The sequence below is a fragment of the Candidatus Accumulibacter contiguus genome (assembly GCF_036625285.1).
Lineage (GTDB): Bacteria > Pseudomonadota > Gammaproteobacteria > Burkholderiales > Rhodocyclaceae > Accumulibacter > Accumulibacter contiguus.
Genome location: NZ_JAZKUC010000001.1, coordinates 951,827 through 969,011, shown reverse-complemented (window position 1 = coordinate 969,011; position 17,185 = coordinate 951,827). Strand labels below are relative to the sequence as shown.

General features: G+C 54.1%; 12 protein-coding genes and 1 pseudogene. 12 read left to right on the top strand and 1 reads right to left on the bottom strand.

Annotation, left to right across the window (positions count from 1 at the left end; translation table 11 throughout):
* Positions 1 to 81 precede the first annotated feature (81 nt).
* Positions 82 to 1,674 (top strand): IS66 family transposase, encoded by a 1,593-nt coding sequence (tnpC, locus tag V5B59_RS04640; RefSeq protein ID WP_332351635.1) that lies wholly within the window; start codon positions 82 to 84, stop codon positions 1,672 to 1,674.
* 232 nt (positions 1,675 to 1,906) lie between these two features.
* Positions 1,907 to 3,124: a glycosyltransferase family 4 protein gene (locus V5B59_RS04635; protein ID WP_332351634.1), complete on the top strand. Its 1,218-nt coding sequence runs from the start codon at positions 1,907 to 1,909 to the stop codon at positions 3,122 to 3,124.
* Positions 3,125 to 3,266: 142 nt separating this feature from the next.
* Here V5B59_RS04635 and V5B59_RS04630 read toward each other — a convergent pair.
* Positions 3,267 to 3,413 (bottom strand): annotated as a pseudogene (locus tag V5B59_RS04630) (ISNCY family transposase); the annotation flags it as partial.
* Positions 3,414 to 3,524: 111 nt separating this feature from the next.
* Between V5B59_RS04630 and V5B59_RS04625 the strand changes: the two are divergent.
* The 10 genes from V5B59_RS04625 (at position 3,525) to V5B59_RS04580 (ending at position 17,138) form a co-directional block, all read left to right on the top strand.
* Positions 3,525 to 4,829 (top strand): hypothetical protein, encoded by a 1,305-nt coding sequence (locus V5B59_RS04625; RefSeq protein ID WP_332351633.1) that lies wholly within the window; start codon positions 3,525 to 3,527, stop codon positions 4,827 to 4,829.
* Between the two features lie 127 nt (positions 4,830 to 4,956).
* Positions 4,957 to 6,552, top strand: a complete 1,596-nt coding sequence (gene tnpC / locus V5B59_RS04620) for an IS66 family transposase (RefSeq protein WP_332351632.1) — start codon at positions 4,957 to 4,959, stop codon at positions 6,550 to 6,552.
* Positions 6,553 to 6,914: 362 nt separating this feature from the next.
* Positions 6,915 to 8,216 (top strand): lipopolysaccharide biosynthesis protein, encoded by a 1,302-nt coding sequence (locus tag V5B59_RS04615; RefSeq protein WP_332351631.1) that lies wholly within the window; start codon positions 6,915 to 6,917, stop codon positions 8,214 to 8,216.
* Complete coding sequence (locus V5B59_RS04610; RefSeq protein WP_332351630.1) at positions 8,206 to 9,429, top strand: hypothetical protein; 1,224 nt, start codon at positions 8,206 to 8,208, stop codon at positions 9,427 to 9,429. The genes V5B59_RS04615 and V5B59_RS04610 overlap by 11 nt, the downstream gene beginning before the upstream one ends.
* Before the next feature lie 109 nt (positions 9,430 to 9,538).
* Positions 9,539 to 10,036, top strand: coding sequence for a CatB-related O-acetyltransferase (locus V5B59_RS04605; protein WP_332351629.1), 498 nt, complete (start codon positions 9,539 to 9,541; stop codon positions 10,034 to 10,036).
* A 120-nt stretch (positions 10,037 to 10,156) separates the two neighbouring features.
* A complete protein-coding gene (locus tag V5B59_RS04600; protein WP_332351628.1) occupies positions 10,157 to 10,975 on the top strand; it encodes a DUF2334 domain-containing protein in 819 nt (272 codons plus the stop codon).
* 415 nt (positions 10,976 to 11,390) lie between these two features.
* The gene (locus V5B59_RS04595; protein WP_332351627.1) at positions 11,391 to 13,520 is read left to right on the top strand and encodes a bi-domain-containing oxidoreductase; all 2,130 of its coding nucleotides are present in this window, start codon (positions 11,391 to 11,393) and stop codon (positions 13,518 to 13,520) included.
* Positions 13,521 to 13,529: 9 nt separating this feature from the next.
* On the top strand, positions 13,530 to 14,246 hold the full coding sequence (locus V5B59_RS04590; protein WP_169070908.1) for a class I SAM-dependent methyltransferase: 717 nt from the start codon (positions 13,530 to 13,532) through the stop codon (positions 14,244 to 14,246).
* A gap of 197 nt (positions 14,247 to 14,443) precedes the next feature.
* Positions 14,444 to 15,910: a heparinase II/III family protein gene (locus V5B59_RS04585; protein ID WP_332351626.1), complete on the top strand. Its 1,467-nt coding sequence runs from the start codon at positions 14,444 to 14,446 to the stop codon at positions 15,908 to 15,910.
* Position 15,911: 1 nt separating this feature from the next.
* Positions 15,912 to 17,138: a glycosyltransferase family 4 protein gene (locus V5B59_RS04580; RefSeq protein ID WP_169070909.1), complete on the top strand. Its 1,227-nt coding sequence runs from the start codon at positions 15,912 to 15,914 to the stop codon at positions 17,136 to 17,138.
* Positions 17,139 to 17,185: the final 47 nt, after the last annotated feature.

Genomic DNA, 17,185 nt, shown 5'->3' with positions numbered 1-17,185 from the left:
AAGATTCACCCCCCCCCCAAAAAATCTCCCCAGCAGTAATTTGTATGTCATAATGTGGTTACTCCACAACGAACCGACGCAATGCACCTCCGCAAGCACGACCTTCTGCAAATGGACGCCGAGTGGCTGAAGAAGCTGCCAGCGGAGCGATTGCTGGACGTGTCTATCCGCCTGCTGGATGACGTCCAGGAATTGCAGGATCGTCTGAATCAGAACCCGGCCAACAGCTCGCGGCCCCCGACCAGCCAGGCGCCTTGGGAGAAACCCGGCGCGGGCGAGGAAGAGGACGAAGGGATGCCTGCGAAGAGGCCCCCGGCGAAAGTCCCGGAAGCGGCGACGGAGGCGATGGACCCAGCGGATTCGACGGAAGAAACCGTCCCGCGAGACGTGCCGCCGCCCTTACCGCCGAAGGCGTCGGACCGAAAGGCCGGCAAGCAGCCCGGCAGTCAGGGTCATGGCCGCACCCAGCAGCTCACGGTGACCGACACGTGCGAGCACCGGCCGGCGTGCTGCGCGGCTTGTGGTCTGGCGTTGGCGACGGATACCCCGTCGCAGGCCTACACGGCCTGGGATGAGGTCAATATTGCGCCCCCCGTCGACGGTCAGATCGGGTTGATCTTCCGGGTCACGCGTCACCAGATGCTCGAAGTGAGCTGCCCCTGCGGGCATACCACCCGTGCGCTGCCGTGGCGCGCGCCAGCCGACAGCCTGTGGGATCGGGTGGGACTGGGCGAATGGCGCCTGGTGGGTCCGCAGTTGGCCGGGATGATCGTTTTCCTGGCGCTGCGGATGCACCTCTCCCGGCGGCGCATTCGCGAACTACTGAGGGAGCTGTTCGGCCTGCTGCTGAGCATCGGCGTGATCGATGAGACGATCCGCGAAGCAGGGCGCGCCAGCTACCCGCTGGAAGACGCCCTGGTCACCGAAGTCAGGCAGGCCGCGGAATGGTTCGTCGATGAAACGTCGTGGCGGGAACGCGCCCAATGCCTCTGGCTCTGGGCGCTGGTCACGACCCACACCGTGGTGTTCTTCATCGGCTACCGCACGGCGGAAATTCTGCAAAACGCCCTGCAAGACGGTTTTGATGGCCGCCTCATCAGTGATGGCTACCGAGTCTACCGCGCTTGGGAGAACCGCCTGCGCTGCTGGGCGCACCTGATGCGCAAGCTGCGGGGACTGGCCGAATCGAGTGATGCTCGGGTGGCGGAGGTCGGAAAGGAGATGGAAGGGCTGATGAAGACCTGGATGGCCGCCATTTACGCGGCGCGAATCGACCCGCCGTTGGAAGGACTGCGGATTCGCTACGCCGCGGCCATCGAGCGGCTACGGCAACAGTGCGAGGCGCACCAGGCGGATGACCACAAGGTGCTGGGCAGCGTCGCCCGCGAATTCCTGTACGACTGGAAGGTCATCCTGCGCCCGGTCAACGAGCCCCATCTGCCGCTGACGAACAACGCCGCCGAACAGGCGCTGCGACACTGGGTGATTGCGCGCTACCTCAGCCACGGCACCCGCTCCGAAGAAGGGTCCCGCGCCTTTGCTCTCTTGGCCAGCGTCATCGAAACCTGCCGCCGCCGCGAGGCATGCGCCTGGCGCTATCTCGGCACCGTCATCGAGGCTGCCCGCAAGGGCCTCGAACTTCCCGCGCTCCCTGCCATCCCGGCAACTGCGTAGGGGGGTGAATCTTTACATAACGCATGTTCGAGTCATAACCAGTCAGGTCTGGGATTGCCGCGGATGGCTTCGCGGCCCCGCGTCTGTCGGAAAGGTGCGTTAATCAGCGGTTCCCGAGTGGGCGGTGTTACGTTTGGTTTTAAGTTCCCGGGATTTTGTACGAACGAATACGCCAACGCCGCTAGGCATAAAGTGGCCAACATAAGCAACTTTGTTTCTGAGGAGATCGAGTATGCTGAAAGTCCTAAGCATTGCAAACTATGCAACAAACGATAGCTTAAAGGACTTAAGCCGAAATAAGACTGGTTATGGCTACGTTGTTCAAGATATCCTAATGGCCATGTCGAAACGCTCTGATGTCACATTTTATTCTTACAGCGGAAATTACACTACGTTCGCATTTTGTGGTGTCAAGTACCTAGGAAACAGAATAGTAACGATATTAGTGCGATCACGTAAGCTATGGGCGACGTGGAGTGCGCTTAAGTTTATTTTGAAAACAAGATCCATATCCAGAGAAGTCCTCAGAGTATGTTATGCGTATTATGCTCAGGATTACATAAACACCTATATTGCGCTGGCCGATGTCATTCACATTCACGGCTGTAGTCCTAACTTGTATCCCGCTTGGGAAGCAGCCAACAATTCCGATAAGGGGGTTGTCGTAACGCTTCATGGGCTAAATTCATTTTCGGAGCATAGCAAAGCGAGTCTAATGACCAAAGAGTGGGAGAAACGCTTTTTAGGCGAATTTGTTCAGTCAAAAAAAGCACAATTAACGGTGTTGACTAACGCGACGAAGGAGATTGTGGTTAAGTATTGTGGACCTAGTGTGGCAAACAGAATCCACGTAATCCCCAACTTCTTGAGAGACGAGTTTTGTTCGGCAAAAACCAACAAAGTAAAGGGCAATAGACACACGATATTGTACGTTGGTAACATAAGCAAGCAAAAGAACCAAGCTGCGTTATTGCAGGCAGTTGTTGAGCATAGAGATCGGATAGGCGATCGGTTTCGGTTTGTTTTTTGCGGCGAAGTATGCGACGCATCTGTCGACATATACAAGACTAACGATCTGCTGAAGGGAGTTGTGGAATTCCATGGCCATGTTCCACGGGCCAATCTTAATCAGTATTACTTACGAGCCTCCTTGGTCGTCTTGCTTAGCAAGGTAGAGGGGTTTGGTATGTCTGTCATAGAGGCTCTTGCCTACGGGGTGCCGGTGTTGATCAACGGCAAAATGGAAATAGCATCCATGCTTGAAGAGAGCGATTGTGTTACTTTAATTAATGACGTTAACAATACCAAGGAGATAATTGATAAGCTATTACAGGCAGTAGACAAAAATTGCGAAAGCAAGGACGTGAAGCTATACTGCCGTCGCTTTAGCGAAGGATCAGTCTTAAGACTGTACAACGACTGTTTTGCGGTTGCAATTGCCAACAGGTGATCAAGTTGGCATATCTTTATTGGGGTTGGTCCGCTAATAGCAACTCTAATAAGCGGTCTCGGATAAGTTCTCCGACAATCACAGGGCGGAATTTCTCCTCGAATCGCTGCTGGAATGTCGGAAGACTTTTTGAGGACCGCTTATCGAGGAAGGACGGACTTTGCGAGAAAAACACGGCGAAGGCCGACAGGGCCGCATCCTCCATCTCATAGAGCCGGGCGTTGCTTCGCTTGCGCCCGTCCGGTAAAGCCCGGAATGCATCTCGAACCTTCTCGAACCTGAAAATCATCAATACTTCGATCAAGTTCGAGGTTAACACCATAACACACTGTTTACCAGGATTATTTTCAGAACAGCCGTAGTTTCCCTCAATCTTCATCGCCCAAGTCTGCCAATCCTCGTGCGCCAACCTACGCCAACAGCCGCCTTGCGTGGGTTTGACATGAGAACTGCTGGGGAAAATAGTAGCTTTGCCGAAAGGACAGGCTTTATGATAGTCTCGGGCGTCACAGCGCGTACTTCTAGCGCGATATCGGTAACACTCGCGGTTTACCTATTGCTCTCCCAATATCGTCTAATGGGGTTCGCAAATATGGGTTATGTGGTCGGCGTTGTCGTTGCGCTATTCACGCTAAGACAAAATCTAGTACTTAAGACCGATAAACTGTTCTTGCTGTTCGTGCTGTCAATATATATAATACTTCTTGTTAAATCCATAGCCTTAAGAGATTTATTTACAGCGAACAAGAATTACTACTTTATGGGCGTGCTGCTATCGTTGTGTGTTGTTGCGTTCTCTTCAAGACTAAACATCGATGAATTCTACAAGAAATATAGGGTATTGTGCCTTGTTGCGTCGTGGGTGGTGATGGTTCAAGGAGTTTACATGGCCGCGACGGGCGATCTGTTGGCTCCTATTCAGTTGTTTCCAACAACAACAGCAGAGCAAGAACAGGGCCTATGGATCGCGGCAAGTAGAGCCTCAGGATTTTTTACCGAGCCACAAATGTACGCCGCATTTATATTGCCTGGGATCGCGCTGGCGTTGGTAAAAAGGGAAGCCAAGGTTGCGGCGATACTGATTTGTGGAATACTAGTAAGCGGATCGACGTACGGAATTGTAATCGCCGGGGCATTGTTGCTTAGTAATATGACGATGAGCAGGCGTAAAGATGCCGGCTATGCTACTTTTGTAGTTGTGACGGTGCTGTTCGTTGCCGTGCTTATGGCAACCCAGTATACCGCCTTGTTTGATCCAGCGATAGAGAAACTCCTAAGTACCGATGTGGCCACAAATGTTAGACTGGCCAATTCGCCGGCTGTATTTTATCATATGAGCCTGGCTGAGAAGATTTTTGGCTTGAATGTAGGCGTAGATGAGTTTATGAGACGAAACGCCTTCCTAATGCCCTGGTTATACAATTATATGGAGATCCAGTCGGATGGTTCAACGTACTTGTCTGGCATGTTTGGGCTTGGAGTGGTGTATGGTGTCGTTCCAATGGTTCTGTTCTTTTTACTGGTAGTTAAGTACTTTTTGCGCGGAAGCAACTTCCAAAGAAACCTGGCAATAATAGTCATGTTGCATTCCCTATCGGCGACGATTTTGTTTAATGGCTACTTCGTGTTCTTTTTTTCCTTATTGCTAGCAAACCAAAATAGCCATAACAACAATGGAGTAAGAGGCGTATTTGGTCATCGCTAATAGAGAATCGGTAACCGTTTAGCCCCCTACGACATATACCAACTATGCTGCAGTGGTTGCAAGCGAGGGATGGTTTGGCTATGGTATCTCACCAGTGAGCGGGTAATCGTGTTCGTGAGGCAAGTGAGTGTACCTGAGCGACTTTGATCTTCAGCAGTGGGATGAGCAGAAGCTGATGGCGTTACCGGCGAAGCAGAAAGATGGCTTGCTGGTGAAGTTGCTGTGGGATTTGAAAGAGGCGCGGGAGCGGCTCAAGGCGAACTCCCAGACCAGTTCTCGGCCACCCCGCAGTGACCCTCCGTGGCACAGCACAAACTCTGGGGATGAGGATTCGGAAGCGGCCGGGGAGGCAGATGGTGCGGTTGATCCCGAAGCGCAGGGCAGCGGCAGCGCCGCGAACGCGGCGGCGAATGCAGAGCCGAACGGCGTCGGGGCACCGGCTGAGGGGAAGAAGCCTTTGAGTGCGACGGCCGGGAAGCCCAAGAAAGCCGGTCGGCGTCCGGGGGCAGCGGGCCATAGCCGGCAGGTGAGTTTGCCGGTGAGCGACACCGTGATCCACGCGCCGGAATTCTGCGCGGGCTGCGATGAGGCGCTGGATCCGGCCGGGTTCATCGCGTGCAACGGCTTGTATGTCCTGGATATCGAGGCCGAGCCGAGTGCGGGGCTACGTGGCTTACGGGTACGCCACGACAAGCATGTCTACGGTGAGATAAGCTGTGGCCACTGTGGGCATGTCAACCGCAGCGAGCCCGGCCGCTGTCCCGCCGAACCCGGGTGGACCGTAGGACTGAGCGAATGGCATCTCGTCGGACCGCTGTTAGTGAGCCTGCTGGTGTGCCTATCGCACCGTATGCACCTGTCGCGGCGGCGGACGCAAGAATTTTTGCGGGACTGGCTGGGCATCGCGCTCTCCACCAGCACGATCAACCAGTGTATTCATGAAGCCGGTCGGGCGGTCGAGCCGATCGAAGCGCAGTGGGTGGAAGAACTGCAGCAGGAAGTGCTGGCCTATGCCGATGAAACGCCGTGGAAGGAATGGGGCCAGTTACTATGGCTGTGGGTGATCATCACGCCGACGATCTGCCTGTACTTCATTGGCTACCGCAGCAAGGAGATTCTGGCGAACGTCCTAGGCGAGGGGTTTGTCGGCTGGCTGATGAGCGATGGCTACTGCGTCTATCGCCGATTCCAGAAGCGGCTGCGCTGTTGGGCGCACCTGTTGCGCAAGGCCGAGGGACTCAAAGAAAGCCTGAGCACCGAGGCGCGGGCCTTTGGAGAGGCCACCCACGGCCTGCTCAGCGACCTGATCACTGCGATTTACCAGGCACGTGAAGGCCCTCCGGTCGATCTCACGCCTCGCTTCCGCGACCGCTTGGACGCCTTCCGTCGGCTATGCGAAGAGCACCGGGATTCGGCTCATGAGAAAACCCGTGCGCTGGCGCGCGAATTTCTCTACGACTGGGAGGCGGTCTGGATCGTCGTCGCCCATCCCTATCTGCCGTTCACCAACAACGAGGCCGAACGGGCCTTGCGGCACTGGGTCATCGCCCGGCTCATCAGCCAAGGCACCCGTACCGAGCAGGGTACCCGTGCCTTTGCCCTGTTGGCCAGTGTCATCGACACCTGCCGGCGTCGCCACATCTTGCCCTGGCCCTACCTGGCCAAGGTGGTCGCCGAGCGGCGTAAAGGCAACGCAGCGCCCCTGCTACCGGCTGCTGCCTGATTTTTGGTAGTGGTCGTCGGGGGGGCTAAACGGTTACACCGCGGAAATCTGGCGGAGAAAAGCGCAGGTCAACATGGCTGTAAGCGCGGAAATGCCGCGCTTACAGCCATGCCCCAGCGTATCCGTCCCTCCGCCGCGTCAAGGGTATGCTGCGCCGGGCTGTCGCCCGCCCTTGACCCGGCTCCAGGAACGCAATTTGCGTGCCCGAGTTTTTGGCGACGCCAGATTTCCGCGGTTTTTGGCCGCCATTGACATTGACCAACGCGCCGTCGTACTCCAACCAGTTCCTCCACGATATCGCTGCTTGAGGCCCACCTCGCCAGTCTCCCGGTTACCTCGCATTGCCATGCCAGCCTTCTCAGATGCCACGCCCTGCCGCACCCGCGGGTCATTACTATACGAACGCCTATTGCACCAACACTACCATGATATTATTACGAAACATTTTTGGTTATGGCATACTAATTCTTCTGCAGAAGGCCAGCATATTTTTGTTGATGCCATTTGTTATCGCGTCGCTGAGCGTTGAAGATTTTGGCAAGGCTAGCCAAGTTTTATATATTGGCAACTTGTGTATATTGTTTGTGATATTCGGCACCGATGAGGCTCTAGCCAAAAGAGCATCTCATTCAAAGGCGGACTATGGCTCCCTTCTGACAAATGGATATGTGCTTCTATTGTTGGCATCTTCAATATTTGTCCTGTTTAGCTACTTCCTTTCAGACTTACTATATAACTACTTCACAACTAATTTAAGGCCGCGCGATAGGTACATTTCCATAATAACTGTAGCAATTTCGCCAATCGTCATTTCTGCGCTCAAGATTCTTAGAGTTACCGGAGAGTATCCTGCATTTGCGCGTTTGACAATTATTCAGGTTGCTGTCCAAGCTGCGTCGATAATGACGTTCGTTGTATGGATCGACGGCGGTATGACCGGATATTTGGCGTCATACTTGTTGGCTCTCGCAGCCGCGCTCCTATACGTCCTTGCCGTGCACCGCACACATATAAATCTGAATTTCGTTTCAAGAAAAAGTATCATTGATCTATTGTCGTATGGCGCCAAGATTGCACCGCACACTATCGCAAGTTGGGGGTTATACGGTTTTACGTTGGTATTCATAGGGAAACAGCTTGGCGCAGAGTCGGCGGCAATGCTGGCCGCTAGTAACTACATCCCATATATGGCTAACGTTGTTTCGTACGCCCTTTTGTATTCATTTCAAGAATCGTTATACAAGAAATTAGGCTGCAAGATGCAAATAAGGACTCTGTTGCCGTTTTTCTTTGGTTATGTGGCCGCTTTCTTCTTGATAGTTATCATAATGTACGCTATGTCAGCAAAAATCTTCAGTATAATCTTCGATAGCAGGTACGCGTTAAATGATAAGTTGATATTACTACTATTTGCTGCCGTATTTTGCCAGTTTTGCGACTCAATGTTCCAGTATGTGCTATACTACATGGAACGCGCAACCCAATATACGGCGGTATCTACAGTTGCCGCCGTAGTTTTTAATGTGGTAGGGCTAGTTTTGGCTGCTAGAACCCTGTCAATAGAATATATGGTTGGGGTGTATGCGCTTTCACAGTTCCTGCTCTTATGCATTCGGACAATGCTAGGTATCGGGTTTTATATGAGGTTTCAAAGTGAAATCTGATTTTGCGTGGTATTATCGTACCGCCGAAGCCCTCGGCCGGGGCTTGGGTGGTCTCAGTGTCGATCTAAGCGACTATAAAAAGGCAGCGGTTAATTTCTATGTGCTAAAATGCAGGTCCCACCATGAAAGGGTCGATGCCGATGTTCCAATTGCCGCAGCAGATCTGGAACGAGAGCTCAAGAATCGGAAGCTTTCGCATCGAGAGATAGTTAGGGCCATTGCGAAATACTGTGCTCACCGGCTTTTTATACTGCTTGGCGCTAAACACGCAAATGAATATCGGTACGTAGTTAAGACCTATGTTGAGGTGGAGTACGAATCTTTTCATGCGTTAAGAAAGGACGAACGGCACCTGGTGCTGATATTCCCTTTTCCGTTGTCCATGAAGAGGCAATTGCGATATATTTATGGGTTGCTTACCGATAACGATCCGTCAAGGGATATAGAATTCTGCGGCAATCCATACAGCTTAAGGAGATTGGCGACGATCATTGTCCGACGTCGTAAATACGATGAGTTCGCTTTTGAACTAGATGCCGCGATTAAGCTTAACAAGTATTTGCAAAATCTCCATTTTGAGGTACTCTTGAACATGGACGACGTCGATCCTCTTAGCATGATTGTGAACAGAGTTAATTGCTGCAAGAAAACTGTTGTGACTTATTTGCATGGCATTGGAACGTACTCTCCATTTATTTTTACGGACGAGTTAAAGGTGTTTGATCAACGTCAGGCTGATTATTATTCCTCGCTAAATGACATTAAGAAGATTGAGATTTACGACTTCGCTACAAAACGGAACAGCGACAACGCTCAGAGTCAGGTAACACCGAAAGCGGTCATTTTTTATTCGCAACTTACGAAGTCCAGCGCCATAATTGCTCCCGTAGAAAAGCGGGTTTTACAGGCGCTCGCCAGAATATGCCAAGCTAGCGGTGTGCGCTTGTTTTACAGGCAGCACCCAAACAATACTAGAAGCTTGCCTTTGTATGTTAAGGAAAGTCATGCTGTCAAATGGGACCATAGTAATGGTTGGGAACCAGCAGAATCGTTGGGTTTGAGCCTTTATTCGACGGCGTATTATACGTCGAGAGAGGCCGTCTCGGCGCTAATAGATGTGCCTGAAATTCCAATTAGGTTGCTTTTTTCGGATGAGTGTAAGGTTGTAAAGGAAGACAATTTGTCACAGCTATTTGGGGTAAGAGATGGTTAGACGCTTATTTGCAAGGCTCTTTAAGAAGGCTCGTTTGCATTCAGTACAGGATTGCTGCATCCACAGCACCTCTCGAATTCAGTCGGGAAGCAACCTTTGTAACGTGGTGATGAACAAGCATTCGTATTGTGGCTACGATTGCGAGATAAGCAATTGTGATATTGGCGCTTTTGTTTCGATAGCTAACTTTGTTAGTATCGGGGGCGGTGAGCATCCAGTAGACTGGGTGTCTACGTCTCCTGCATTTTACGAAGGTCAGCGCAGCATTCCGGCTCAGTTTGCAAACCACAAGAGGAGCTCCCCAAAAAAAACGATAATAGGTAGCGACGTGTGGATTGGCTATGGAGCGCATATAAGGCAAGGTGTAAGAATTGGAAATGGGGCAGTGGTTGGAATGGGTAGTGTAGTAACAAAGGATGTCGAATGCTATGAAATCGTCGCGGGCGTACCAGCTCGACATGTGCGATTTAGGTTTGCAGAAGAGGTTCGGGAACAACTCAATATGACGAGGTGGTGGGACTATCCGGACGAAACGATCGCGGAACTTGGTGGGCTATTTGACGATCCACTGGCGCTACTTATGGCTTGTTCCAAGAGTGGTGAGTGAGAATTTATATCGACGCAGATGCTTGGAATAATTGCGCAATGTTCCTAATCTATTAGAACAGCTAGTAGTGTACCAATGCCTTTCTTTGACTGCTTTGACTAACCGGCATCGGAGTGAGTTATGGTTAAGGTTGCCATACGAGATGATGACACTAATTTTTTTACAGACGTAGACTCCTTCTGTAAGGCATATAAGGGACTTGAAAGCATTCCAATTTCAGTGGGTGTTGTGCCCTGGGTGAGCGGCTACAACGGGGATTGTCCCGAGTCATCTGGTATCGATTCGGGGAGTTACTATGACGTAGCCGACAACAAAGACTTGGTATCTTTTCTATCCAGCGGCATTAATACTGGACGTATTGAAGTACTGCTGCATGGCGTCACTCACGAGTACCGCTTCGACGACGGACGTAGACTAGCTGAAATGCAGTGGCGTGAGCTCCAAAGCACCTTGCCCAACAAACTGCTAGAAGCGCGACAGCACCTTCAGCGGCTGACGAACTCGGATATTTCTTGGTTTGTCCCGCCAAGCAATATAATTTATAAAAACGGCATTAAGGCGGTGATATCGGCAGGAATGAATTTGTCAGGCATCATCGGTTTAAGAATTGATCGTGAGTTAAATAGGCAGTGTGTGGTCAACTACTTACTTCGGTGGCTATATCGCGGAATCTATGGGTACCCTTACCCCGCTGTCTTGGAGTATGCTAAACATAACGAGCTCAATGCGTGTCGGATGGCGTCGTATGAGTATCTAAAGGGGATGTTTGATCTGTGTAAGAAATACACGCATCCGATGGTGGTGAATACTCACTACTGGGACCTCCGTGACAATGGGACTAAGCGCGATATGCTGGCGCGTTTTGTTGACTATGCGGCTGGTGACAATGCAGATTTTGTTCTGATGAGCGATATCGTGCCGAGAAAGCGCAATGAGTAATGCTGGAGCGGGCGGCGATGTTATTTTGATTAATTCTGGAATCTAGTAGTTATTATCCTTCGATAGAGCTGCAAACTATGCGTGAATGGTTATGATTCTCCTACAACTCTTGACGGGAATGATCACCGCCGGGAAAGCGAAGCGGGCTGCCTTGGTCTCGAGGGCCGATGAGCGGGCGATGTTGACGAATTGCGCGACCGAGAGCGGCGTCGGTACGCGAGGTGGAGCGTGCCAAGGTGCTACTGGGCTACGCCAACCGCGGCTTGCGCTAGAACCAAGTGCAAGCTGCGCGCGGCGACTCCACGATTTCCTGGCTATGACAACTCTTCCTTGTATTTCTTTCAAAATCTTTTTCGCGTCGCTGGAGCACCTCCGGCCGCTGTGGGCGACCGCGAGTGTATAGACCTGACATAATATGAAACAGATTCTCCAAAATCTCAAGAGCGGTAGTACTGAAGTGGCGGAGGTACCTTCTCCGCGCGCGAGCAACAGTCAGTTGTTGATCCGCACGAGCCGTTCTCTGATCTCCGCCGGCACGGAGCGGATGATGGTCGATTTCGGTAAGGGGAATCCTATCGAAAAGGCCCGCCAGCAGCCGGATAAGGTGCGCATGGTGCTGGACAAAGTCAAGACAGACGGGCTGATGCCGACGCTGGATGCCGTGCGCAACAAACTGGAGCAGCCATTGCCGCTGGGGTATTGCAATGTAGGCGAGGTGGTGGAGGTCGGCAAGGGCGCTGCAGGCTTTGCCATCGGGGATCGGGTCGCGTCCAATGGCAAGCACGCCGAGGTGGTGAGCGTGCCGCTGAATTTGTGCGCACGGATACCGGATGCCGTGACCGACGAGGCGGCGGCGTTTACAGTGCTTGGCGCGATTGCCTTGCAGGGCATTCGGCTGGTTCAGCCGACCCTCGGTGAGGTGGTGGTGGTGACGGGTCTGGGCTTGATCGGGCAGATTGCGGTGCAGTTGTTGCGGGCCAACGGCTGCCGGGTCCTGGGGATTGATTTTGATCCGGGGAGACTGGCGTTGGCCAGGTCATTCGGTGCGGAGGTCGTGAACCTCGGTGCCGCGGAAGATGTGGTGCAGGCTGCCGAGCGGTTTTCACGTGGGCGCGGGGTCGATGCAGTCTTGGTGACGGCGGCCACCAAGAGCAGCGAGCCGATTCATCAGGCGGCTCTGATGTGCCGCAAGCGTGGGCGCATCGTGCTGGTGGGAGTCACCGGACTTGAGTTGTCCCGCGACGACTTCTTCAAGAAGGAGTTGACCTTCCAGGTATCTGCTTCTTATGGCCCCGGCCGCTATGACCCGAACTACGAGGAGAAGGGGCAGGACTACCCGGTTGGCTTTGTGCGCTGGACCGAGCAGCGAAACTTCGAGGCGGTGCTGGACATGCTGGCCGACGGCCGGTTGGATGTGCAGCCGCTGATCTCGCACCGTTTCAAGCTGGATCAGACTGAAGCGGCGTACGCGGTGGTGGGCGGCAGCGAACCGTCGATGGGCATCTTGCTGGAATATCCGACGCGTATGGAGAAGCCTGACGCGGTGATGCGGGAATCGACCGTTCGTCTGGTGTCCGAGAGGTCGCTGACGGGGACAGGTAAGCAGCCGGCTGTGTCGTTTGTCGGTTCCGGAAACTACGCCACCGGGGTATTGATCCCGGCCTTCAAGGAAGCGGGAGCTTTTCTGGCTTCGGTAGCCTCCAGCACCGGGGTAAGTGGGGTGCATGCCGCCAGGAAGTATGGTTTTGCCGAGACCACCACGGATACGGCCAGCGTGTTTGCTGACCCGAAAGTGGATGCCCTGGTGATCACCACCCGACACAACAGCCACGCGGGGTTCGTGCTGCAGGCGCTGGCCGCGGGCAAGCAGGTCTTTGTTGAAAAGCCGATGTGCCTGACCTTGGAAGAGCTAGATGAGATCGAGGCGACGCATGCGCGGCTGGAAAATCAGGGCAGGGCGCCGTTGGTCATGGTCGGCTTCAACCGCCGTTTTGCGCCGCACGTGCAGAAGATGAAGTCGCTGCTGGCCGGGGTTAGCGGACCGAAGTCGCTGGTGATGACGGTAAATGCCGGCGCAATTCCCGCAGATCACTGGACGCAGGATAGTGAAATCGGTGGCGGACGCATCATAGGTGAGGCGTGTCATTTCATTGATCTGCTGCGTTTTCTGGTGGGGAGCTCGATCGTTGCATATTCCCGGTTAGCGATGGATTCGCCCAATGGCGATACCGTCACACTGCAGCTTCGGTTTGCTGATGGTTCCATCGGCACCGTGCATTACTTCGCCAATGGTTGTAAGGCCTTCCCGAAAGAGCGCCTGGAGGTGTTTGCCGCCGGAAGGGTGTTACAGATGGATAACTTCCGGAGGCTGAAGGGCTATGTGTGGCCGGGCTTCAAGGATATGAATCTGTGGCACCAGGACAAGGGCCAGAAAGCCTGCGCTGCGGCGTTTGTGAAAGCAATTTCTGAGGGCGGATTGGCGCCCATCCCGTTCTCTGAAATTATCGAGTCAAGTCGGGTTTCCATCGAACTTGCTGGTTGCTGAGGAATTATCATGGGGAGCGTGGTAGAGTGGATCGACAGTAGCTGGTATTCGGCTTATGCGAAGAACTGGGATGACGCTATGTTCCGCGAGCGGATCATAGCCCACATCAAACCGGATTCGGTCGTCTTGGATCTTGGTGCAGGGGCGGGCATCGTTGCGCAGATGAATTTCAAGGGTTTGGCACAAAAGGTCTGTGGTGTGGATTTGGATCCACGGGTGGTGGATAACCCCATGCTGCATGAAGGACGGGTTTCTGATGCTCGTGGAATTCCCTACGAGGACGAGGTGTTCGACGTGGTGTTTTCCGACAATGTATTCGAGCATCTCGATGACCCATTGTCGGTTTACAAGGAGGTTTCGCGTGTATTGAAGCCAGGCGGTGTGCTCTTGTTCAAAACCCCGAACAAATGGCATTACATGCCGACCATCGCACGCCTGACACCGCACGGTTTTCATCAATTTGTGAACAGGCTACGTGGGCGCGCCGAGGCGGATACGTTTCCAACGCGATATCGCACCAATACGAAAGGCGACGTGTCGCGGCTTGCTGCCGAAGCCGGCTTCACCGTTGAACGCATTGAGCGTATCGAAGGTCGGCCTGAATACTTGCGCATGACTTGGCCTACTTACTTGGCTGGTGCTCTGTATGAGCGCCTTGTGAATTCGACAAGCCTCTTGGCACCGTTCCGGATTTTGCTGGTCGGTACTTTACGCAAGATGGTTTAGTGCCTCTGGTTTGAACTTCTCTTTTGTTGACAATGAACCCGGCACGTTATTTCCATACCCTTCGTCACCTGCGCCCAGTGCAGATCACCGGCCGGCTCTGGCATCGCGTGAACCCGGCAAAGCCTGATCTGAGGGCTGCGCCCTCGCCTAGTCTGGTGGCAGGTCAGTGGGCCACTACGGTTGAACGGCCCGCTTCCATGCTGGCGGCTGATGCGTTCCGCTTTTTGGCTGTGATTGGCCAGGTGCGGAATGCTGTGGATTGGAATCATCCGGCAAGGGAAAAGCTGTGGCTCTACAATCTGCATTACTTTGACGATCTGAATGGGGTCGCTGCGGCTGAGCGCACTGCCTGGCATCGGGCGCTGTTGGCGCGTTGGGTGGCGGAGAATCCACCGGGAGTGGGTAACGGCTGGGAGCCCTACCCGAGTTCGTTGCGGATCGTGAACTGGATCAAGTGGTGGCTTGCAGGAAATGTGCTGGAACTGGCCTGGGTAGATAGCCTGGCCGTGCAGGCGCGCTGGCTGCGACGACATATCGAGTGGCATTTGTTGGGTAACCACCTGTTTGTGAACGCCAAGGCCCTCGTGTTTGCGGGCCTTTTTTTTGCAGGTGACGAAGCCGCCGAATGGTTGGCGCGGGGTCTGAGAATTCTGGCTCGGGAGGTGCCGGAACAGGTGCTGCCGGACGGCGGTCATTTCGAGCTCAGCCCGATGTACCACGCGATCATTCTTGAGGACGTGCTGGATCTGTTGAACGCGGCCCACGTCTGGCCGGGGCAGGTGCCGGATGCGGTGGTTGCTCACTGGCGGGAAGTGGCGGGTCGGATGTTGTATTGGCTTCAACAGATGATTCATCCGGATGGCGGGATTTCTTTCTTCAACGATGCGGCTCTGGGTATTGCGGCAGATTTCGCGGCACTTGCTGCTTATTCAGAGCGGCTGGGTATCGTTCCAAGCGTGATGGCGACAAAGGGGCGATGCGTGCACCTTGCCGATTCCGGTTACGTACGGCTGCAACAGGGCAATGCGGCAGCTTTGTTGGATGTGGCCCGAATTGGACCAGATTACTTGCCGGGCCATGCTCATGCCAATACGCTTTCTTTTGAGCTTTCGCTATTTGGCCAGCGCGTGGTGGTCAATTCGGGGACGTCGCAGTATGGGCTTGGCGCGGAACGTCTGCGCCAGCGCGGGACGGCTGCGCATAGCACGGTTGAAGTGGATGGCGCGGACTCCAGCGAGGTGTGGGGCGGTTTCCGTGTGGCCCAGCGGGCGAGACCTTTCGGGCTGGCGATCACGGATGAAGACCAAGGATTGAAAGTGATCTGTGCTCACGATGGCTATCGGCGTTTGAAGGGCAAGCCAATTCACCGCCGGCGCTGGTGGCTGGCGGAACACTCTTTGCAGGTGAGCGATTACATAGAGGGTGGGTTCCGCGTGGCGGTGGCTCGCTACTATCTGCACCCCACTGTTCAGGTAACCGGGCAAGGTCAGGCAGGGCAATTCATCTTGTCCGCTGGGCAGATTGTGAACTGGTCTGTCGCGGGCGGTGTTGCCCGAGTGGTCCCCGCTACGTGGCACCCGGAGTTCGGGGTCACCGTACCCAGTCAGTGCGTAGAAATTCAATTCGAAGGTGCTGATGTGGCGATGGATTTCTCATGGAAGTGATATGCACATTCTGTTTCTGACGGATAACTTTCCGCCGGAGGTGAATGCCCCTGCTTCGCGTACTTTCGAACATTGTCGCGAGTGGGTGCGCGCTGGCAATCAAGTAACGGTGATCACCTGTGCGCCTAACTTTCCCAAGGGCAAGGTGTTTGATGGCTATCGCAACCGGATATGGCAAATCGAGGAGATGGCGGGCATTCGGGTGATTCGTGTGTGGTCTTACATCACCGCGAATGACGGCTTTGTGAAGCGGATTCTGGATTACCAGAGTTTCATGGTGTCAGCCACTTTGGCGGCGCTATTCGTTCGTGGTGTGGACGTGGTGATAGGAACCTCGCCGCAGTTCTTTACCGTGTGCGCGGCCTATGTGGTGAGCCGTTTGAAGTGGATTCCGTTTGTGTTCGAGTTGCGTGACCTGTGGCCAGAGTCGATCAAGGCGGTGGGCGCGATGAAGGAATCCGCCGCTATCCGGGCGCTGGAGCGTTTGGAGTTGTTCCTTTATCGGAAGGCGGCCCGGATCGTTTCGGTGACGCATTCGTTCAAGAGAACGTTGATCTCTCGCGGTGTGGACGGCGAGAAAATTGAAGTGGTGACCAACGGCGTGGATATGTCCCGATTCAAGCCTATGCCCAAGGACGCTGAACTGCTGCGGGAACTGGGTTTGGCAGGCAAGTTCGTCGCCGGTTATGTGGGTACTCACGGTTTGGCGCACCATTTGGAAACCCTGCTGGACGCGGCCGAGATGCTGCGCGCTCACCCGGATGACGCTTCGTACCACTTCATTTTCCTGGGGGATGGCGCGCGCAAGCAGGCACTCAAAGACGAAGCGGCGCGGCGGGATCTGGACAATGTGACCTTCATCGATTCAGTGCCCAAGGAGCAGGTGGCGCGCTATTGGTCGTTGCTCGATGTGTCGGTTATCCACCTCAGAAAGACCGAGCTTTTCACGACGGTGATTCCTTCCAAGTTGTTCGAGTGCATGGGTATGGGCTTGCCGGTGCTGCACGGGGTGGCAGGGGAGTCTGCGGACATCGTGCGGGACGAGGGCGTGGGCATCGTGTTCGAACCGGAAAACACGGCTGCACTGGTGCAACACCTGCGGTTACTGCAGCAGGATCGTCCTACGTATGAGCGCTATCGCGCCCAGTGTCTGGAAGCCGCAAAGAAATACGACCGAACGGCTATGGCGAAAAGGATGCTGGGGGTGGTTATGCAGTTGGGGCGGTGAGGGGCCTTGACGCTCACGAAGGCCCCGAAGCCGGTGGGTTGGCAGGC